The organism is Photobacterium sp. ABD4_091, from assembly GCF_056160145.1.
Map to the genome: position 1 here is coordinate 64,175 of NZ_JBSWWQ010000005.1, position 20,604 is coordinate 84,778.

Sequence of the window (20,604 nt, forward strand, 5' to 3'; positions counted from 1 at the left end):
TACAGCCGCCTTTCCTGGGCGGCTTTTTTAGAAATATCTCTCAAAATCAATAACTAGGTTTTCACTAACCCGCAGTTATTTTTCCGATAACCGGATATAGCTGCCAAATCCCGCGCCTACTGCTCCACAGCCCAGCCCTACCCTCTACACTAAGGAGATTGGCTAGTTGACCATAACAACAAGAGAGGAACGACTGTGAAATTACCATCACTCAACGTAGTGCTGCTTGCCATGGCGGCAGCATCAATCGGCAGTACAACCCAGGCAGCCGAATGGAGCTATGAGGGCGAGAACGGCGTCGATAACTGGGGCAAGCATTTTGCCACCTGCGGCGAAGGGGCTAACCAGACTCCCATCGATATCAAGCGAACCGTCAAGGCCGAACTGACACCGCTGCAAATCGACTACCAGGGCAAGGTGCGCGAGGTGATTAACAATGGCCATACCGTGCAGGCCAATGTCGAGGGCAAGAACCAGTTGGTTATCGATGATCAAACCTTCGACCTCAAGCAGTTCCACTTCCATACCCCATCGGAAAACTATATTGCCGGCAAGCAATTCCCGCTGGAGGTGCATTTTGTCCACGCCAATGCAGAAGGCCAGCTCGCTGTTGTCGCGGCCATGTTCAAGAGCGGCCCAAGGGGCAACGAGGCCTTCAACAGCTTACTGGCGACCGTGCCGGAAAAAGACCAGATCCAGCCTTTGGATGACACTCTGAACCCTGCGGACCTGCTGCCACGGGAGCGTGAGTACTACCGCTTCAACGGCTCGCTCACCACCCCGCCATGCAGCGAAGGGGTGCGCTGGTTTGTGATGCGTGAAGCCCAAACCGGTACCGAGCAACAAATCGACAGCCTGCACCAGGTGATGGGTGACAATGCCCGCCCGCTGCAGCCGCTCAATGCCCGGGTTATTCTGGAATAAGCGATTAACCCAGAGTATTGCCTCTATACCCGGCGCTGTGACTAAAGCGCCGGCATTTCCCGTTGACCTTCCCGCCAGCCAAAGCCTTGTCCGACAATCTCCTTGCGTCCCATTGCGGATATCCCGCAAGATACCCAGTATCAATAAGGATATCACCGCACTTCAAGGATAAACATGAACTACGAATGGCTGGCTCTGGCAGCCGCATTGCTCTGGGCGGTCAGCAGCCTGATCTCCGTCACTCCCTCGCGCCACTTGGGTGCCTTTGCCTATAGCCGCTGGCGGATGGCCTGCGTCACCGTAATGCTTTCGGGCATGGCCTGGTTCAACGGCGGCTGGGCAAGCATGCAGTGGGACTATGCCAGTATCATGATGCTATCCGGCGTGATCGGCATTTTTTTTGGTGATACCGCCCTGTTTGCCTGCTTCAACCGTATCGGCCCCCGCCGTGGCGGCCTGCTGTTTGCCTGTCATGCGGTGTTTTCGGCGCTGCTGGGGATATGGTTGTTTGGCGAGATCCTGCAAGGCTGGAAGCTGGCCGGCAGTATCGCAGTATTTGCCGGGGTCGCTGTCGCGATTGCTTTCGGCCGTCGCCACAACAATGAACGGCAACAACACTGGGAGGGCAACCATGGCTCGCTGGTGTTTGCCATCCTGCTCGGACTGACCGCTGCATTGTGCCAGTCCATCGGGGCAATTATCGCCAAGCCCGTCATGCAAACCGCCGTCGATCCCATTGCCGCCTCTGCGGTCAGAATGGCCAGTGCCTTTGCCGCCCACTCCATACTGCGCCTAAGCGGTGCTCACTTTGCCCGGCCACTGCAACCGATCAACCTGGGTATCTTTCTGCAGGTTGCCCTCAACGGACTGCTGGCGATGGCGATTGGTATGACCCTGATCCTCTATGCCCTGCGCGATGGTGATGTCGGCATGGTTGCCCTACTATCCTCGACCTCACCCATCATGATCCTGCCATTGTTATGGCTGTACACGAGAGAGCGCCCGCCCGCAGCCGCCTGGCTGGGTGCCGTGTTGGCGGTACTGGGTACCATGATGATATTGACACACTAATCACAAGTGATAATCATTTGCACTTATGATTTAATTTGATTATGCTTTGACCTGTTTGGTTAAGGCGCCTTGGAATCCTCCCCAGCGACAACGCCAAAACAATAGAGATACGATAACACTAGCAAAACTGGCTGTTCCCCCAGCATTTTTGGCCGCGGCAGTGATACCCTCCTGCCACCAGAGGTATGAACCGTTTCTGGCTGCAGAAGCAAACAGCGCGGCAATTTTGCCGCGCGGTTCATTGGTCTGGCTGCTCGCAGAGCAGCTAGGATATGCTGCCCTGCCCCAAGATCAGCATTTAGGCTATGGTGATCGGAAACGCACTGACTTGATCAATATGATCCACACCCAGTGACAGCATGATCAAACGATCCACGCCCAAAGCGACCCCGGCACAATCCGGGAAACCGGCACGCAACGCCGACACCAAATGCATGTCGATTGGCTGTGGCGCCAGCCCCATCTTCTCGCGCTTGCGGTTATCTTCCTCGAAGCGGGAGAGCTGCTCGTCACCATCGGACAGCTCATGGAAACCATTGGCCAGCTCAACGCCCTTGAAGTACACCTCAAAGCGCTCGGCAACACGGTTGTCTAGCGGGCTGATCTGTGCCAATGCTGCCTGCGACGCCGGGAAGTCAAAGACAAAAGCCGGGGCTTGCTGACCAATCTTCGGCTCGACCCCCACACTGAACAGCAACTGCAGCAAGGTATCGCGGTCTTGCTCAGGCTCTGCGATATCGGCCAGCCCCAGCCCCGCAGCGACCCCTTTCAGATCAGCCATACTGCCTTCCAACGGGCAAACCCCCAGCACATCAACAAAGGCTTGCTGGTAGGTCATCCGCTCGGCTTGGCCGCACTGCAATGCCAATTGCAGCAAGTCATCCATCTCGTCCATCAAGGCATGGTGATCAAATCCCGGGCGGTACCACTCCAGCATAGTGAATTCCGGGTTGTGGAAACGGCCCGACTCTTCATTTCGAAATGACTTACAAATCTGGTAGATAGGCCCACTGCCAGCCGCCAGCAAACGCTTCATGTGGAACTCAGGGCTAGTCATCAGGTAAAGCTGCTGGCCATCGGCATAGCCCGGGCCGACAAAGGTTGTCTGGAAAGTGTGGAGGTGGATATCCGTTACCGTCGCCTGGCTCATCGCCGGGGTATCAACTTCCATCACCTCACGCTGGGCAAAGAAGTCGCGGATCGTCGCAAGGATCGCTGCACGCTGCCTAAGACGGCTGATCGGAGCCGTGGGTTGCCAATGGGTGGTCATAACCTGTGTTCTTCAACAAATATAGAGTGGATTAAGGCAGTATTTTACCTCAATCCCCGCCCGCTCACAGTGCAAATCAGCAGCGAAATACCCGCCAAACTTAGCGCATATATTGAAGGGAAGAATGGTTATGAAATGTTATGAAAGATTGTGATCAACCTCCAACCAAGCCGTTCGCAAAACAAACACCAATAACAAATATAAAGTTAACAACAAAGTCACAAGATTCGCATTAACACAACATTAAACAAAGAAGCACCCATTTGCTTACGAGATAAATCCTGCTTTTTTAGCCACTTAGCAAAAAAATACGAAACACATATTTAATGAGCCAGAAACAAATCGCACATTTTGTTTCGATTAATTAACAACCACAAAACATTACAAATTGTGACAACTCTCACACTTTCTGTAATCACCTTATACTTTTGGGCTATTTCGTTTAAAAAGCTGCGTCTAAATCAACTTTTCTATCGATATTGTTTCATAGAATGCCTTTAGGATTTCAAGGTTAAGTACGCCCAGGCGTACTTTTTTAAATTTTATCGTCTTACCTCCGGAGGATAGCTGTGAAAACAATTACCACAGATATCGCTGTAATCGGCGCGGGTGGTGCAGGTCTTCGTACTGCCATCGCTGCTGCTGAAGCAAACCCAGACTTGGAAATTGCTCTTATTTCTAAAGTTTACCCAATGCGCTCTCATACCGTAGCTGCAGAGGGTGGCTCCGCTGCCGTCATCAAGGATGAGGATAGCTTGGACAACCACTTCAACGACACCGTTGGCGGTGGTGACTGGCTATGTGAACAGGACGTTGTTGAATATTTCGTAGAAAACGCGACCCGCGAGATGACCCAGCTAGAGCAATGGGGTTGTCCATGGAGCCGTAAAGAAAATGGTGACGTGAACGTACGCCGCTTCGGTGGTATGAAGGTTGAGCGCACATGGTTTGCCGCGGATAAAACCGGCTTCCACATGCTGCACACCCTGTTCCAGACGTCTATCAAATACGATCAGATCAAGCGATTCGACGAATACTTTGTTGTAGACCTACTGGTTGAAGAAGGTGAAGTGCAGGGTCTTGTGGCTATCCACATGGCCGAAGGTGAGTTGATCTGCATTAAAGCGAAGTCTGTTGTACTTGCAACAGGTGGTGCTGGTCGTGTTTACAACTGCAACACCAACGGCGGCATCGTTACCGGTGACGGTATGGCTATGGCCTTCCGCCACGGCGTCCCTCTGCGTGACATGGAGTTCGTTCAGTACCACCCAACTGGCCTACCTGGCACAGGTATCCTGATGACCGAAGGTTGTCGTGGTGAGGGCGGTATCATCGTCAACAAGAACGGCTACCGTTACCTGCAAGACTACGGCATGGGCCCAGAAACACCAGTTGGCCAGCCGAAAAACAAATACATGGAACTAGGTCCTCGTGACAAAGTTTCCCAGGCATTCTGGCACGAGCAGCAAAAAGGCAACACCATCAAGCACCCACTGGGTGACGTGGTACACCTTGACCTTCGCCACCTAGGTGAAGAGTACCTGCACGAGCGTCTACCGTTCATCTGTGAGCTGTCAAAAGCTTACGTTAACGTTGACCCAGCCAAAGAGCCGATCCCAATCCGTCCAACGGTTCACTACACCATGGGTGGTATCGAAACTGACAAGCACAACGAAACACGCATCAAGGGCCTATTCGCCGTTGGTGAATGTTCTTCTGTTGGCCTGCACGGTGCTAACCGTCTAGGTTCTAACTCACTGGCTGAGCTTGTGGTATTCGGTCGTCTAGCGGGTGAAGGTGCGGCGAAACGCGCTGAAGAATTCAAAGGCTGGAACGAAGCTGCTATCACAGCACAGGTTCAAGCAGTTCAAGACCGTATTGATGCCCTAATGGCACAAGAAGGCGACGAGAACTGGGCTGATATCCGCACTGAAATGGGTCACTCCATGGAAGCGGGCTGTGGTATCTACCGCCAAGAAGACCTGATGCAGGCAACTATCGATAAGCTGGCCGAACTACGTGCTCGCTTCAAGAACATCAGCATCAAAGACAAAGGCAAAGTATTCAACACTGACTTGCTATACGCAATCGAAGTGGGTTACGGCCTAGAAGTTGCTGAAGCCATGGCTCACTCTGCTATCCAGCGTAAAGAATCTCGTGGTGCGCACCAGCGTCTTGACGATGGCTGCACTGAGCGTGACGACGTGAACTTCCTGAAACACACACTGGCGTTCTTCAACGGTGACGACGCACCTCGTATCGAGTACAGCGACGTAACAATCACCAAGTCTCAGCCAAAAGCCCGTCTATACGGTGCAGCGGCAGAAGAAGCGGCAGCGAAAGAAGCAGCCGAAGCGGCAGAGAAGAAAGGGGAGCAGGCGTAATGTCAGACAATCGCATCCAAAAAGTAGAAATTCTGCGTTATGACCCAGCGAAAGATGCAGAACCATACTTCGAAATGTTCGAAGTACCGTTTAACGAAACTATGTCTGTGCTTGATGCACTGGGTTACATCAAGGACAACCTAGATAAAGATCTGGCTTACCGCTGGTCTTGCCGTATGGCAATCTGTGGTTCTTGCGGCATGATGGTCAACAAGGTGCCAAAACTGGCCTGTAAGACCTTCCTACGTGACTACCCGAACGGCCTGAAAATCGAAGCGCTGTCTAACTTCGCTATCGAGAAAGACCTTGTGGTTGACATGACGCCGTTCATCGAGCGTCTAGAAGCTATCAAGCCATACATCATCGGCAACGATCGCAAGCCTGAAGATGGTCCAAACAACCAGACGCCAGAGCAAATGGCGAAGTACAAGCAGTTTGCAGGTTGTATCAACTGTGGCCTTTGCTACGCAGCATGTCCGCAGTTCGGTCTGAACCCTGAGTTCATCGGCCCTGCAGCACTTACCCTGGCACACCGCTACAACCTAGACAGCCGTGACAACGGTTCTGATGAGCGTATGAAGCTGATCAACGGTGAAAACGGTGCATGGGGCTGTACGTTTGTTGGCTACTGTTCTGAAGTTTGTCCGAAGAGCGTAGATCCAGCAGCAGCGGTTAACCAAGGCAAAGTGGAATCTTCTAAAGATTTCGTTATCGCCATGATGAAACCTCAGGAGGCATAAGGATGAGCAATCGTAAACCTTACGTTCGCGAAATGAAGCGCACTTGGTGGAAGGATCATCCTTTCTACCGCTTCTACATGGTTCGTGAAGCAACTGTACTACCACTGATCTTCTTCACTATCTGCCTGACTTTCGGTCTAGGTAGCCTAGTGAAAGGCCCTGAAGCTTGGGCTGGCTGGCTTGAGTTCATGGCGAACCCAGTCGTTGTTATCCTGAACGTGCTGGCACTGGCGGGTAGCCTGTTCCACGCGCAGACTTTCTTCAGCATGATGCCTCAGGTTATGCCTATCAAACTGAAAGGCAAAACCCTGGACAAGAAAGTTGTTGTTCTATCTCAGTGGGCTGCGGTTGCTGCAATTTCACTGTTCGTACTAGTTCTAGTTTAAGGAGAGCCACGTGGTTAATCTAAATCCTAAACGTTCTGACGAACCAGTATGGTGGGGTCTGTTCGGTGCTGGCGGTACTTGGTTTGCAATGCTGACACCTGTGACTGTACTGGTACTGGGTATCATGGTCCCACTGGGTATCCTAGATGCTGACGCAATGAGCTACGAGCGCGTTTCTGGCTTCGTCACCAGCTTCATCGGTGCACTGTTTACTATCGCGACACTGGCTCTGCCAATGTGGCACGCGATGCACCGTCTGCACCACGGTATGCACGACCTGAAATTCCACACCGGTGTGGCAGGTAAAGTAGCATGCTACGCAGCAGCATTCCTTGTGTCTGCACTCGCTGTGATTTTCGTATTCATGATCTAATCGTGATACGAATCGAAAAAAGCACCGCCTCGCGGTGCTTTTTTTATGCCTGCAGCTTGAGGTAACTATTGCTTAACTTGATTAGCCAGTTTCTCGTTCTGCTCCAAAATCCCCAACGCGCCGAAGCCGGTGATCACATCAAGATTGGTGGTCATCTTGCCGCCCTCTCCACCGAAGTAGTTTTTCGGCATCTCCACCTGGTAGTTCTTCAAGTTATTATACAAGGCAGTTGAGACATCACGGTTGAGCTCAGCCAGATAAACATCGCGGTTGGCGCCATAGGCATCGTATTTGGCCTTGAGGATCTCCGCCTCTGCCCGCCCCTTGGCGAGAATTGCCTTGGCTTCATACTCTGCCGACAGGGCATTGGCTTTCTGGATAGCCAGGTTGGCTTCTGCGATGGCCAGCTCTTTTTCCTTGTCTACTTCGGCTAGCCGTTTTTTCTTTTCGACCTCTACAATCTCCCGCTCGGCGATCTGGCGGGCGACCTCAACCTCTTTCTGCTGCGAGATAATCGCCAGCTCCTTGTTGCGCTGGGCGTCCTGCACTTCACGGGTACGCTGGATCTCCTTGCGCAGCTGCTCGGTCTCCGCCTGGGCCTTCGAGGTCTCCTGCTCCTGAATAGCACGGATACGGTCTGCGACCAGGCGCTTCTTGTCGGTCAGCAGCTTGTCTAACTGCCCCTCGGGCTTGGGATCGCCAATCGTCACCTGGGTCACCGCTATACCATACTGGCGCAACGGGTTGTCCTGGCGCTTCGGGTTACCCTGAGCATCGAGCATCGGTACCGTCTTCCAGACCAATTGCTGGGTACGCTGAAGCTGGTTGGAGTTGTTCTGGTTTACCCCGACCGGTGCTAGGTCAATCTGTTCGACCTCGACTTGGCGGCGCTCAGTCATGTAGATACCGTCACGCAGCTGATCGCCCAACTTGGACTTGAACTGGTTCAAGCCACCTTGGAAGAACTCTTCACCGGTATACTGGGTTGCCGTGATCACCGTGACATTACGGGCGTTTTTCACCAACAGGGCATCTATCAGATTGCTGTTATTGCGAAATTCCCTGTGCAGCTTGATGATTGCCTCTGGGTCTTGCGATAACTTGAAACGGAAAGTCACCGGTATTTCACCGACATAGGTATCGGCAAAGCGCACCTGGATTGCCGGCAGGCGCTGGTAGAAATCTTCCCCGGTGGTATTGCCGTAGGAGACAGTGATCACCTGATCATACTTGGTGATTTTCGACAGGAACGGCATCCTAAAATGGATACCGGGCTGATTGAACACATCCAGATCCCCGGTCAGGTTATTCTGGTGCACATAGGTATAACCCGCATCCGTCATAAGAACAGAGTTATTGACCAGGCCAAATAGCGCTGCGGTCCCGAGGATCCCGCCAACAACGGGGAGTGACACTTTTTTCTTGAGCGCATTCTGCGCCTCAGGCTTAAAATCCATATTCCCTAAACCAACTTGTTATTATTCCAATGTATGGCTCAGGGTAAGAAATAACAGGTACCAATGAAAGCAAAACAATGCATTTGTCGCTTTGAATCCAACGCAGGTCAAAATGTGCGTCGAGATTTACAAGAAGTGCTTGTTTAAAAAACAAAAAAGGCCGCCTAGGCGACCTTTTTTACAACCGGAAGTGAATTACTTCACACGGCCAACGTATTCAGCTGAACGGGTATCAACCTTGATCACTTCGCCGATAGCAATGAATAGCGGTACACGTACCACAGCGCCAGTTGATAGCGTCGCTGGCTTACCACCAGTACCCTGGGTATCGCCTTTCAGGCCAGGATCGGTTTCAGTTACTTCAAGCTCAACGAAGTTCGGTGGCGTTACTGCGATTGGGTTGCCGTTCCACAGTGTAAGCGTACAAGTGTTGTTTTCTACCAACCACTTCGCGTTCTCACCTACCGCTTTCACGTCAGCAGCAATCTGCTCGAACGTTTCATTGTTCATGAAGTGGTAGAACTCACCGTCGTTGTATAGGTAATCAAGATCAGTATCGATTACGTCTGCAGCTTCAACGCTTTCACCAGACTTGAAAGTCTTCTCCAGTACCTTGCCTGAAAGCAGCTTACGGATTTTAACGCGGTTGAACGCCTGGCCTTTGCCTGGCTTAACAAATTCGTTTTCGATAATGACACATGGTTCATTATCTAGCATAATTTTCATTCCGCCGCGGAATTCATTGGTGCTGAAAGACGCCATTTTTATCCTCTTAACATCTTCGAGTTGTATTTAATGCCGCACATAATAACCCGAAACGCCTCATCTGTTGAGCAAAACTGGCTGAATGATCTTGCTAATGCGATTTCTGATCCGATTCAACTGCTAAATAGCCTGAAAATCGATCCCGCCCCGTGGGCAGAAGGCTTGGCGGCCCGGAAATTATTTGCGCTGCGTGTCCCTTTGAGCTTTGTCGATAGAATGGAAGTTGGCAACCCCCATGACCCGTTATTGCGACAGGTATTGCCCCTGGCAGAAGAGTTCGAGGTTCATCCGGGCTACTCGCAGGATCCGCTCGAAGAGCAGGACAATGCCATTCCGGGCCTGCTACACAAATACAAGAACCGGGCGCTGATGATTGTCAAAGGCGGCTGTGCGGTCAATTGCCGCTACTGCTTCCGCCGCCACTTCCCCTATCAGGACAACCAGGGCGGTAAGCGCAACTGGCAAGCCGCGCTGGATTATGTCGCAGACCAGCCCGACATCAACGAGGTTATCCTGTCCGGCGGCGATCCCCTGATGGCCAAAGATAGCGAGATGGCCTGGCTGATCGATGCCATCGGTGCCATACCGCATATCAAGCGGCTGCGTATCCACTCCCGCCTGCCGGTAGTGATGCCATCGCGTATCACCCCTGCGCTATGCCAAATGCTGGCCCAGAGCCGCCTACAGACCGTGCTGGTTACACACATCAACCACGCCAATGAAATCAATGGTGAGCTGAAACAGGCGATGCTGGCGCTTAAACAGGCTGATGTCACCCTGCTAAACCAAGGGGTGCTACTTAAAGGCGTTAACGATTCTGTCACCGCCCTAACCCAGCTCAGTGAAGCCTTGTTTGATGCCGGTATCCTGCCCTACTACCTCCATGTGTTAGACAGGGTCCAGGGCGCAGCGCACTTCATGGTCGACGACCATACCGCCCGCCAGCTGATGGCTGGTCTGATGGAGAATGTGTCAGGCTATATGGTACCGAAGCTGACCCGTGAGATCGGTGGCCGCCGCAGCAAAACCCCGCTGGATCTGCATCTCGAGTAACCCTTAGCCCAGCAAATGCTTTTCTTTTGCCTGCTGCAGTGCCTTTTGCACTGCAGTAGCCACAACAGCTCCTCTTTCTCACCCTTATGTACAGCTAAAAACCCAGTAGCCACCTTTTTGGTGACCAAAACAGCCTCTTAAGTAAAACCTCAACCACCACACTCTAACCCATTGTTTTTAATTGATTTATTAACGTGCAGCTTTTCGAGCTTTTTTCCTTTAAAGCTCACAGCAACTCAAAAGGTCATATTCTTGGCCAAGACCACCAACACGCTCAGCAAATAACCTTATGATCAGCTAAAACCTGAACAAGCTTTTATGCAACAATAACCCAATTGATAAACCGCAACTAAACCACTGATATTAAAGGATTTAAAATCACGTACAGCTTTTCACGCTTTTTGCCAGGTAAACCCCGCCAGTTCAAAAAGAACATGATAAGCTAATTGGTACTGGGTTGAGAAAATTCTTTGATGGTTGCAATCAAAAAAGATCATCGCCAAATCGCTCGCTTTTTAAACCAAGTAAGCGCATAGTCGCGCTCCAATCTGCTGGCGAGGAAGGCAGCCAAACTTCACGCCCAGCAGGCAATCCATCACCTTTTTTATGAGTAACGCAATGAAAATTGGCATTCTCTCCCAGAACGAAAACCTGTACTCAACCCGCCGCCTGCGCGAAGCCATTGAACAGCGCGGCCATGAAGCTGTAATCATCAACGCATTGCGTTGTTATATGAATATCAACTCGGTCAAGCCGTCGATCCATTTCGAAGGCCAAGATCTGACTGGCTTTGATGCCATTATTCCGCGTATCGGTGCGGATATTACTTTTTACGGCTGTTCGGTACTGCGCCAGTTCGAAATGATGGATGTGTTCTCAGTGAACCCATCTATTGCGATTTCGCGTTCTCGGGACAAGCTGCGCTCGCTGCAATTACTCAGCCGCAAGGGCGTCGGCATGCCAGTTACCGGCTTTGCCAGCAAACCTGACGATGTGCCGGACCTGATCAAGATGGTTGGCGGTGCGCCACTGGTAATAAAACTGCTGGAAGGCACCCAGGGCATTGGTGTGGTATTGGCCGAGACCCAAAAAGCGGCCGAGAGTGTGATTGAGGCCTTTATGGGACTCAAAGCCAACATCATGGTGCAAGAATTCATCGAGGAAGCCGGTGGTGCCGATATCCGCTGTTTTGTTATCGGCGACAAAGTGATTGCCGCGATGAAACGCCAGGGCGCAGAAGGCGAGTTCCGCTCTAACCTGCACCGTGGTGGCAGTGCATCATTAATCCGCATTACGCCGGAAGAGCGCAAGACCGCCGTGGCGGCCGCCAAAGCCATGGGGCTCAGCGTTGCCGGGGTCGATTTGCTGCGATCCAACCGCGGGCCGCTGGTGATGGAGGTAAACTCTTCGCCAGGCCTGGAAGGCATTGAAGGGGCGACCGGCAAAGACATCGCCGGGATGATTGTGGAATACATTGAGAAAAATGCCGGCAAAAAAAGTCGCCGCAATTCTCACCAGTAATGCTCTCTTGCCTAGCGGCATACAAAGAACACAGATGAAAGCAGCCTCCGGGCTGCTTTTTTCATCTGCCAACACATTCAAAGACAGGAGCAACAGCCATTATGTGGCTTGATATTACGCCCTTTGCCTGGCCAGCCCTTTTACAATGTGCCATCTGCGGCACGGTGATTGGGGTAGAGCGCCAAATCAGGGGAAAACCGGTAGGGATCCGCACCTCGACCTTAATCATCATGGGGACCTACTTTTTCATTACCCTGGGTGAGACGTTATCGACCAACAATGCCGACATTTCCCGGGTCATGGCACAAGTGATCACCGGTATCGGCTTTTTGGGTGCCGGCGTGATGATGACCCGGGACGGGCAAATCCATGGGGTTACCTCAGCAGCCGTCGTATGGATGCTGGCCGCCCTCGGGATCACCATCGGCTTGGGTTACGGCCAGACGGCAGTAATGATGACCGGTATCGTGGTGGCGATTTTGCTTGGCGTCGATAAGCTGGAAAATAGCCTGCGTATCTTGCGTAAAGGTGTCCACGCCCACCTGAGCGACCGGCGCCAACTGAAAAAGGTAAAACGCCACCGCCAGGAAATAGATGAAAGGCAGGATGTCGCGGGGAACACTGACGGGGCCAAAGCGACGCCGAACGAAGCCACCTCAGAGGAAAATACGCCTGAAAGGGTGGCTACCAAGCCACACCTGGAAGCCGTTATTCGACATGTACAGCGATAGAGCATAAATACTGCTTTTTGGTGAGCGATTTAGCCACCTATATCTAAAAGCTCCCAACCCGACACTAAGACACTGATTTATAACAGATAAATAAGTGTTCAGCTTTTTCGGCTTTTTCCCTAACAAACTCAGCTCTGCTGTTTTAGCCATTTTCCGGCAGGGCTAAGGGAAAGAGCCGCTTTTCCTGTACAGCTTTTTATCAAAACAACAGCTAAAAGCAGAACCATATTGGGAACTATAAGATCCCGTCAAACAATACTACTAAGCTACTGATATTAAACGATTTACTTTATGTGCAGCTTTTTTGGCTTTTTACCATGTGAACTCAAGCAAGCTAATTGCTTTGCCTCTCGCCATTAAACACTAACGCTCAAGCAGCCTCATCGCCTCACCCTTCCCTGATGTTTAACGCGTTCAGCTTTTTCGGCATTGAACATCAAAAAGCAGAACATTATCAACCCTGATCAGACAAGATAAACCAAACACCCTTAAGTTATTGATATACATGGGCATTAATCATGTGCAGCTTTCTGAGCTTTTTCCATAATAAGCTCATCATGGGAAAAGTAAGCCCCTACAAGGTGATATTGCCTTTCCCAGCCATAAAAAAACGGAGGCTTTCGCCTCCGTTTTCAAATTTTAAAGCTATCTCAGCGAGATAGGGGTATGTCGGGTAGCAGCGACGCATTACTGCGCCACCGCCCCCTAAGAACCGTACGTGCGAGTTTCCCCGCATACGGCTCAAGCCTTCATAAGCCTGCACTTAAGTACAAGCCAGCAACGCACTATGTAATTGTCGATGACAATTAACGTGCAACACCATCAGGTTTTCATTTCTATCCGAGCCACCATCAACTCTGCGGATTATGTGGTGTACATCCCACTCCTCTTTCGAATTGAACTGCTGATGACATACAGCGCATTTGAAGTCTTGCCTTTCGACAAGTCTCCAGAGCTTCATGCTACCGACCAGAGACTTTTTCAGCCTCTGTACCTTCCGTTTCTCAAAATATTGTTCATCTTCAGGTAGATAACAGTTAGCTGTCGCCCGAATCTTCACATGTTTATCAACTTTCACTTTTGCTGCACTTAGCAACCGATAGTAACCATCTTCCCCTATTGGCCGAGGAGCACTGAATACCCAGTTCCTATCACCTGCTTTCTTAAAGTACTTACTTTTAATCCAGCGTTTACGGCGATTGAGGTGGATGCGCTTGCACCATTGCCAAAGCATTTTCCAAATTCTGTAGTCCACATACTTAAACGTCTCGCTAGCACATACCCAACGATGGTAATTACACCACCCTTTAATCATGGGATTCAGTTTGGCTATTACTGCTTTAGCCGGAACTGTTTTATGGCTGTTAAGGTAGTCACGTATGCTTTTCAGAAATACCTTCACGTTTCTTTTTGATGGCTTAATCAACATCTTGCCATCGTATTTACGCAAATTCTGTCCTAGAAAATCGAACCCTTCATCAATGTGTGTAATTACAGTTTTCTCATTTGAAAGTTCCAGCCCTCGTTCGGCCATAAAGGCTTTCACAACAGGTAGAACCTCCTCTACCAGCAACTCTTTAGAGATACCGGTAATAATGAAATCATCTGCGTAACGCACATAATTGACCTTGGTTTTATAGCTCGCTTTGGTGTTCTTCTTCCCGAAATGGGATTCGAGCACCGCCTCCAAGCCATCCAACGCCATATTAGCCAGTACAGGAGAGATAATTCCTCCTTGTGGTGTACCAGCCTCTGTTGGGTTGAACTTTCCAGACTGCATGAATCCAGATTTCAACCATTTCCTAAGTACAACCTTATCAATAGGAATGTTGGCAATAAGCCAATCATGGCTTATGTGGTCGAAGCACCCTTTTATATCTCCCTCTAGCACCCACTGGGCGCTAGATTTTCGGCTGAGATTCACGAAGCATTGCTCGATAGCATCAGCGCATGAGCGATTAGGGCGAAAACCATAACTATTACGATCCGCTGTTGTTTCCGATACGGGCTCAAGAGCTAACAAGTACAGAGCTTGCATTGCCCTATCAAGCATCGTCGGTATTCCTAACGGCCTTAGTTTGCCATTGGCTTTGGGTATATAGACTCTTTTGAGTGGTCTAGGCTTATAGCCTTTTCGCTCAAGTCTATCTATCGCGTTCCATTTGTCCTTTGGGTTACTCCATGTTTCTCCGTCAACTCCCGGGGTCGATTTACCACGGTTTTCAGTAACACGCCTAACGGCAAGTGCTTTGGCAGCAAATGATCGGGTTAACATCCTTTGAAGCCGTTTGACCTTACGCCAATCAGACTTTTCCGTTGCTTTCGCGATTCGTACCTGTAGTCCTCTCACCGAACGGTGCATAAGCTCCCAGTTAATACTGTGCCATTGCTCCGCTTGATGGGAGGATGCAGATACTTTAACTTGCGCTAAAGTATGCACCTTGCTTTCCTCCATAAACATCAGAAATGAAACATCACAAGGTGCACTAAGCCCATAGGGCTTTGATTACCCTATGGGTTTCAATAACTCATACAACGTGAATTAAGAACTTACCTGCTTTCACGCGATTAAAGACCAAGCAGACGTCAGCACCGTTTCCGGTAGGAATACGTTGATTCCTTATCCAGCTCATTACAAGGTGGCGTTAGCTTTTTCTGCTCTCCTATTCCCATACATCCAACAGCTCCCCTCACAGGTTACCTGCCTAAAAGGCGAAAATATGGGGTTTCCGAGTTCCGCTTTCATTACATAGGTTACTTAGGTTCTATCTATCCACCGATGGCACAAATATCAGCGTATTCCCAGATGTAAGAGGAATAACTGGCCATACACCTTTTGGTCGAAGCGTTAGTCTCCAGTGCATTACCAAAGCACGTAGAGTCATCAATAGCCTTTCGCTCGTCGCGGCTGACGGTGTTTATCAATAGTTCACATACGTTAACCATATAACCTAGCCTAGCCCCTCTGCCGCCTACTATTGGCCGCATTCCTGTCAGTTGCTTTACAGCACATGACAACCACTGAAGTGGGGGTACATTGTCAGGAAGCTCCGCACACCGCGTTACCGCAGATGCACTATCCCTAGGCTACTATTGGCTGAACAATAGGTCTTACTAACCCTTCGCTGTACCCGTCCGAGTTCAGTTAAGGCCAAGACAATAATGAAAACAGCTTTGCACCGAATAGGTGGCTCAAGCTTTTAAGACACGAATCTTCCCGTTACCTCACAACACCTAAGCGCTGCTTCAACGTATATCCGCAAAATGCAGGATATAGGCTAAGACCTATACCGAATAATCAGACTCCCGTGAGGGAGACCGATATTCAGGCTTAAGCAAAGCCCGAATATCGGGTTTCAAAATGCTATTTCGGCGGGGGGTAGTAAGCACCATGTCAGTGCTTACTATGGACGTAGCCCGCTCGGCTAGCTACCTACGCGACTCTCGTCGCACTACATCATACCGCCCATGCCACCCATGCCGCCCATACCGCCCATATCAGGCATTGCAGGAGCGTCTTTCTGTGGTAGGTCTGTTACCATCGCTTCGGTAGTGATCATCAGGCCAGCAACAGAAGCCGCGAACTGCAGTGCAGAACGGGTTACTTTTGTTGGGTCTAGGATACCCATTTCAATCATGTCGCCGTAAACGCCAGTCGCTGCGTTGTAGCCGTAGTTTGCTTCACCCGCTTTCACGTTGTTTGCCACTACAGACTCTTCGTCGCCGGCGTTCTTGGTGATTTGACGGATAGGTGCTTCCATTGCACGTAGTGCAACACGGATACCTACGTTCTGCTCTTCGTTGTCGCCCTGTAGGTCAACAACTTTAGATGCAGCACGGATAAGTGCAACACCACCACCAGCAACTACGCCTTCTTCTACCGCTGCACGGGTTGCGTGTAGGGCATCTTCAACGCGGTCTTTCTTCTCTTTCATTTCAACTTCAGTCGCAGCACCGACTTTGATCACTGCAACACCGCCTGCTAGCTTAGCAACACGCTCTTGTAGTTTCTCTTTGTCGTAGTCCGAAGTTGCTTCTTCGATTTGCTGGCGGATCTGAGCAACACGGCCGGCAATCATTTCTTCTTCGCCAGTACCGTCGATGATAGTGGTGTTTTCTTTAGTGATAGAAACACGCTTCGCCTGGCCTAGGTCTTCAAGCTGAACTTTTTCTAGCTCAAGGCCGATTTCTTCAGAAATCACTGTACCCGCAGTCAGTACCGCGATGTCTTGTAGCATGGCTTTACGGCGGTCACCGAAACCAGGTGCTTTAACCGCAGCCACTTTCACGATACCACGCATGTTGTTCACAACTAGCGTTGCCAGTGCTTCACCTTCAACGTCTTCTGCAATGATAAGCAGTGGACGAGACGCTTTAGCCACACCCTCTAGTGCTGGTAGCAGCTCGCGAATGTTAGATACTTTCTTGTCGATTAGCAGGATGAATGGGTTTTCCAGATCAACGCTGCCAGCTTCCTGGTTGTTGATGAAGTAAGGAGACAGGTAGCCACGGTCGAACTGCATACCTTCAACAACATCTAGCTCATCGTGCAGTGCCTGGCCTTCTTCAACAGTGATAACGCCATCACGGCCTACTTTTTCCATCGCTTCTGCAATGATGTTACCTACAGTCGCGTCAGAGTTAGCAGAGATAGTACCAACCTGAGCAATCGCTTTGGTGTCTGCACATGGCACAGACAGTGCTTTTAGCTCTTCAACTGCAGCAACAACGGCTTTGTCGATACCGCGCTTCAGATCCATTGGGTTCATACCCGCAGCAACTGCTTTCAGGCCTTCGTTAACGATAGCCTGCGCCAGTACTGTTGCTGTTGTGGTACCGTCACCCGCTGCGTCGTTCGCTTGCGAGGCAACTTCTTTAACCATTTGTGCGCCCATGTTCTGGAACTTGTCTTCCAGCTCGATTTCACGCGCAACAGATACACCATCTTTAGTGATAGTCGGTGCACCGAATGACTTGTCCAGTACCACGTTACGGCCTTTAGGACCCAGTGTTACTTTTACTGCGTCAGCCAGAACGTTGACACCTTCTAGCATTTTAATACGTGCGTCGTTACCAAATTTAACGTCTTTTGCAGCCATGTCTTTCTTCCTTTCTTAATTCTTTATTCGAGGTGAACGGATTATTCAACGATTGCCATGATGTCGTTTTCAGACATGATCAGGACTTCTTTACCGTCGATCTTTTCAGTCTTCGTGCCGTAGCCTTCAGCAAAGATCACAGTATCACCAACTTTAACGTCCAGCGGCTGAACCGTGCCGTTCTCTAGAATGCGGCCATTGCCTACAGCCAGTACTTTACCGCGAGTCGATTTTTCAGCAGCAGAGCCTGTTAGCACGATGCCACCAGCAGACTTAGATTCAACTTCTTGGCGCTCAACGATAACTCGGTCGTGTAAAGGACGAATGTTCATCGGTCGTCTCTCCTGATTTTGGTAATATCCATAGATTAATAAGGTAAACGGATAGCCGTTTACTTTTTCTGATACATAAACATGTTGGGTCTTTTTTTGAGAACCCAAGTCCTGCAGCACTATTTTTTCAAAATTATCTGACAGTTTTTTTGCCCGATCACACTCTTTGCATTAGGGTAAGCGGGCATTCTTTTCCCGAGACGACCATGGCAGACAACAACAAGCCAGATTTGACGAGGGCTAGCAGCCACCGGCCGGATAAACACGGCCTGCTGTCCGAGCCTATTCCTGATGTCCTCAAACGCCTGACCGTACCGATGATCTTCGGCATGGTGGCCATTTTGATGTTCAACCTGGTTGACACATTTTTCATATCCCTGCTGGGCACCGAAGCGCTGGCGGCGGTGAGCTTCACCTTCCCGATCACCTTTGCCATCAACTGCATTACTATGGGGATCAGTGTCGGTATCTCCACCAGCATCGGCCGTCTGCTCGGTAGCGGCGATACCCGCAGCGCGGCACGGCTGACCACCCATGGCCTGCTGCTGGCGGTGATGATGATGGTACTTGCCTCGACGCTGGGCGTGCTGACTATCGAGCCGCTGTTCAGCCTGATAGGCGCGCGGGCGGACTTGCTGCCCATCATCAGCGATTACATGTCTATCTGGTACCTGGCGATCCCGCTGCTGGTGATCCCGATGGCGGGCAACAGTGCCATCCGGGCTACCGGAGATGCCAAAACCCCGGCCAAGATCATGATCCTCGCCGGTGCGATCAACGGCGCGCTGGATCCCCTGTTGATCTTCGGCATCGGGCCATTCCCCGAGCTCGGGGTGAAAGGCGCGGCGATTGCCAGCGGGATCAGCTGGGCCTTTGCCCTAGCCGGCTCACTGCACGTGCTGATCAAGCGCGAGAAGCTGGTCGCGCCACCGCAGCTATCCCGATTGGTCGGCGACTGGCGCCAGATACTGCAAATCGGTACCCCGGCAGGGCTGTCCAACGCCCTCAACCCGCTTTCAGGCGCCTTGCTGATGGCGCTGCTGGCTATCCAGGGCACAACGTCGGTGGCGGCCTATGGCGCCGCGATGCGGATCGAGTCGATTCTGATCACCGTGATGATGGCATTGGGATCGGCGCTGATGCCATTTATGGCGCAGAACCTCGGTGCGGATAAGCCGCAGCGGGCGTTTGCCGCCCTGTTTACCGCCATGCGCTTTGCCATCCTGTTCCAGTTGCTGATTTTCATCATGATGGTACCGCTGAGCTGGCCGCTGTCTTCGATGTTCAGTCAAGACCCGGCGGTACAGTCACAGCTGTGGCACTACCTGGTGGTGGTTCCGGCCAGCTACGGCCTGCAAGCCGTCTGCATGTTGCTGATCAGCGGCCTCAACGCCATGCACCGCCCGGTCGATGCCCTGGTTTGGAACCTGCTGCGCCTGTTTGCCCTGCTGCTGCCGCTGGCTTGGCTGGGCAGTACCCTCCACGGCACCAAGGGGCTGTTTGTCGGTATCGCCGTGGCCAATGCGCTGAGCGGGCTGACCGCCTACCTGTATGCAGTCCGACTGCGCCGCCACTGGCATGCCGAACCTATTTCCTAGTGCATTTTTGATGCGCATTTACATGCCGTAACAAATGTGAACAGCATAAACAAAAAAAGACAGCCGAGGCTGTCTTTTTTATGTCTATCGTTGCTGTGCGTTAAAGCACTCAGTGAAGGCGTGGCGAGTCATCGTCATTTTTGTTGTCATCTTTACGTTCGAACTCACCATCAAACACATCGCCCCCCTGCTGGCGGTCTTGCCCGCTGCCAGCGAATGGGTCGCGCTGCTGGTTGAACGGGTCATGCTGCTCGAACCCCTGGCCAGGGCCAAAGCCGGCACTGAATCCGGCACCCGATGACACCCCGTGCACCTTAACCCGGCTCATCAGTTGCTTGGCAAGCCAAGCACGAGGCCCCGGCAGCAGTACCGCCATCCCCATGGCATCAGTCATGAACCCCGGCGTCAGCAGCAACACACCCGATACAGCAAGCATCACCCCTTCCACGATTTGCTGGGCAGGCAGCTCCCCTTTCTGCAAGCGGCTTTGCACTGACATCAGGGTTGCGATGCCCTGGCTACGCACCAGCGAGGCACCGACGACCGCTGTCACCAGCACCAGCCCCACTGTCGGCCACATGCCGAGGAAACCACCGACCTGGATGAACAGGGCGATTTCGACAATCGGCACGACAATAAACAAAAACAGTAATATCGGAAACACAGTTTTCCCCTTGCTGGTGAGCAGTAATTTGAGTCAAGTTGTAACACACAGGTGCCACACTACAGAAATCTCTTTGGCTTATATCAAATATTGGGAGCAGACAGGCATTTTTCAACTCTTTTCTATAGGGTTTCAATGTAACGATTGATTACAATAAGACTGCTGCGATTAATCCAACACCAATTTCACATTTTGTCATATTTGGTCATTTTTAACCATAAAGCGCGGGTGAGTTA

16 protein-coding genes and 1 pseudogene are annotated in these 20,604 nt (G+C 51.2%); 10 read left to right on the forward strand and 7 right to left on the reverse strand.

The features are described from left to right. The first annotated feature begins 195 nt into the window (after nt 1-195). Both ACXAGQ_RS27150 and ACXAGQ_RS27155 read left to right on the forward strand, forming a co-directional pair. Complete coding sequence (locus tag ACXAGQ_RS27150) at nt 196-924, forward strand: carbonic anhydrase (RefSeq protein ID WP_475258170.1); 729 nt, start codon at nt 196-198, stop codon at nt 922-924. Nucleotides 925-1,098: 174 nt separating this feature from the next. Continuing rightward, complete coding sequence (locus ACXAGQ_RS27155) at nt 1,099-1,995, forward strand: DMT family transporter (RefSeq protein WP_475258171.1); 897 nt, start codon at nt 1,099-1,101, stop codon at nt 1,993-1,995. A gap of 298 nt (nt 1,996-2,293) precedes the next feature. Here the strand turns inward: ACXAGQ_RS27155 and epmA are convergent, their stop codons facing one another. Continuing rightward, nucleotides 2,294-3,265: an elongation factor P--(R)-beta-lysine ligase gene (epmA, locus tag ACXAGQ_RS27160; protein WP_475258173.1), complete on the reverse strand. Its 972-nt coding sequence runs from the start codon at nt 3,263-3,265 to the stop codon at nt 2,294-2,296. Between the two features lie 569 nt (nt 3,266-3,834). Between epmA and frdA the strand changes: the two genes are divergently transcribed. From frdA to frdD, 4 genes are read left to right on the forward strand one after another with little or no spacing between them, the layout of a single operon-like run. Then, nucleotides 3,835-5,649 (forward strand): fumarate reductase (quinol) flavoprotein subunit, encoded by a 1,815-nt coding sequence (frdA, locus tag ACXAGQ_RS27165; protein ID WP_107301445.1) that lies wholly within the window; start codon nt 3,835-3,837, stop codon nt 5,647-5,649. Next, nucleotides 5,649-6,389, forward strand: coding sequence for a succinate dehydrogenase/fumarate reductase iron-sulfur subunit (locus ACXAGQ_RS27170; protein WP_039458938.1), 741 nt, complete (start codon nt 5,649-5,651; stop codon nt 6,387-6,389). The genes frdA and ACXAGQ_RS27170 overlap by 1 nt, the downstream gene beginning before the upstream one ends. A gap of 2 nt (nt 6,390-6,391) precedes the next feature. Beyond that, nucleotides 6,392-6,775: a fumarate reductase subunit FrdC gene (gene frdC / locus ACXAGQ_RS27175; RefSeq protein ID WP_317525256.1), complete on the forward strand. Its 384-nt coding sequence runs from the start codon at nt 6,392-6,394 to the stop codon at nt 6,773-6,775. A 10-nt stretch (nt 6,776-6,785) separates the two neighbouring features. Continuing rightward, nucleotides 6,786-7,148, forward strand: coding sequence for a fumarate reductase subunit FrdD (frdD, locus tag ACXAGQ_RS27180; protein WP_107301447.1), 363 nt, complete (start codon nt 6,786-6,788; stop codon nt 7,146-7,148). A 65-nt stretch (nt 7,149-7,213) separates the two neighbouring features. Here the strand turns inward: frdD and ACXAGQ_RS27185 are convergent, their stop codons facing one another. Continuing rightward, a complete protein-coding gene (locus ACXAGQ_RS27185) occupies nt 7,214-8,605 on the reverse strand; it encodes an SPFH domain-containing protein (protein ID WP_475258176.1) in 1,392 nt (463 codons plus the stop codon). 195 nt (nt 8,606-8,800) lie between these two features. Further along, nucleotides 8,801-9,367, reverse strand: a complete 567-nt coding sequence (efp, locus tag ACXAGQ_RS27190) for an elongation factor P (protein WP_107301448.1) — start codon at nt 9,365-9,367, stop codon at nt 8,801-8,803. Nucleotides 9,368-9,400: 33 nt separating this feature from the next. On the opposite strand from efp, the gene epmB reads away from it, so the two are divergent. From epmB to ACXAGQ_RS27205, 3 genes and pseudogenes are all read left to right on the forward strand, one after another. Then, nucleotides 9,401-10,423 (forward strand): EF-P beta-lysylation protein EpmB, encoded by a 1,023-nt coding sequence (gene epmB / locus ACXAGQ_RS27195; protein WP_475258178.1) that lies wholly within the window; start codon nt 9,401-9,403, stop codon nt 10,421-10,423. A 618-nt stretch (nt 10,424-11,041) separates the two neighbouring features. Then, nucleotides 11,042-11,944: a 30S ribosomal protein S6--L-glutamate ligase gene (gene rimK / locus ACXAGQ_RS27200; protein WP_475258180.1), complete on the forward strand. Its 903-nt coding sequence runs from the start codon at nt 11,042-11,044 to the stop codon at nt 11,942-11,944. A gap of 101 nt (nt 11,945-12,045) precedes the next feature. Continuing rightward, nucleotides 12,046-12,519 (forward strand): annotated as a pseudogene (locus tag ACXAGQ_RS27205) (MgtC/SapB family protein); the annotation flags it as partial. A 919-nt stretch (nt 12,520-13,438) separates the two neighbouring features. On the opposite strand, the gene ltrA reads toward ACXAGQ_RS27205, so the two are convergent. The 3 genes from ltrA to ACXAGQ_RS27220 form a co-directional block, all read right to left on the reverse strand. Continuing rightward, nucleotides 13,439-15,115, reverse strand: coding sequence for a group II intron reverse transcriptase/maturase (gene ltrA / locus ACXAGQ_RS27210; protein ID WP_475258181.1), 1,677 nt, complete (start codon nt 15,113-15,115; stop codon nt 13,439-13,441). 1,012 nt (nt 15,116-16,127) lie between these two features. Further along, nucleotides 16,128-17,774, reverse strand: coding sequence for a chaperonin GroEL (gene groL, locus ACXAGQ_RS27215; RefSeq protein ID WP_475258183.1), 1,647 nt, complete (start codon nt 17,772-17,774; stop codon nt 16,128-16,130). A 41-nt stretch (nt 17,775-17,815) separates the two neighbouring features. Further along, nucleotides 17,816-18,106: a co-chaperone GroES gene (locus ACXAGQ_RS27220; RefSeq protein ID WP_036832752.1), complete on the reverse strand. Its 291-nt coding sequence runs from the start codon at nt 18,104-18,106 to the stop codon at nt 17,816-17,818. A gap of 206 nt (nt 18,107-18,312) precedes the next feature. Between ACXAGQ_RS27220 and ACXAGQ_RS27225 the strand changes: the two genes are divergently transcribed. Beyond that, entirely contained in the window at nt 18,313-19,704 is a 1,392-nt protein-coding gene (locus tag ACXAGQ_RS27225; protein ID WP_475258184.1) for an MATE family efflux transporter, read from the forward strand. Nucleotides 19,705-19,813: 109 nt separating this feature from the next. Here the strand turns inward: ACXAGQ_RS27225 and ACXAGQ_RS27230 are convergent, their stop codons facing one another. After that, the gene (locus ACXAGQ_RS27230; protein WP_475258185.1) at nt 19,814-20,368 is read right to left on the reverse strand and encodes an FxsA family protein; all 555 of its coding nucleotides are present in this window, start codon (nt 20,366-20,368) and stop codon (nt 19,814-19,816) included. Nucleotides 20,369-20,604 lie beyond the last annotated feature (236 nt).

Excerpts from the sequence above, each read along its gene's own strand:
- epmA (WP_475258173.1), bottom strand. The coding sequence starts at position 3,265 with ATGACCACCCATTGGCAACCCACGGCTCCGATCAGCCGTCTTAGGCAG.
- rimK (WP_475258180.1), top strand. The coding sequence starts at position 11,042 with ATGAAAATTGGCATTCTCTCCCAGAACGAAAACCTGTACTCAACCCGC.
- efp (WP_107301448.1), bottom strand. The coding sequence starts at position 9,367 with ATGGCGTCTTTCAGCACCAATGAATTCCGCGGCGGAATGAAAATTATG.
- ACXAGQ_RS27155 (WP_475258171.1), top strand. The coding sequence starts at position 1,099 with ATGAACTACGAATGGCTGGCTCTGGCAGCCGCATTGCTCTGGGCGGTC.
- epmB (WP_475258178.1), top strand. The coding sequence starts at position 9,401 with ATGCCGCACATAATAACCCGAAACGCCTCATCTGTTGAGCAAAACTGG.
- ACXAGQ_RS27225 (WP_475258184.1), top strand. The coding sequence starts at position 18,313 with ATGGCAGACAACAACAAGCCAGATTTGACGAGGGCTAGCAGCCACCGG.
- frdC (WP_317525256.1), top strand. The coding sequence starts at position 6,392 with ATGAGCAATCGTAAACCTTACGTTCGCGAAATGAAGCGCACTTGGTGG.
- ACXAGQ_RS27220 (WP_036832752.1), bottom strand. The coding sequence starts at position 18,106 with ATGAACATTCGTCCTTTACACGACCGAGTTATCGTTGAGCGCCAAGAA.
- ACXAGQ_RS27170 (WP_039458938.1), top strand. The coding sequence starts at position 5,649 with ATGTCAGACAATCGCATCCAAAAAGTAGAAATTCTGCGTTATGACCCA.
- ACXAGQ_RS27185 (WP_475258176.1), bottom strand. The coding sequence starts at position 8,605 with ATGGATTTTAAGCCTGAGGCGCAGAATGCGCTCAAGAAAAAAGTGTCA.
- groL (WP_475258183.1), bottom strand. The coding sequence starts at position 17,774 with ATGGCTGCAAAAGACGTTAAATTTGGTAACGACGCACGTATTAAAATG.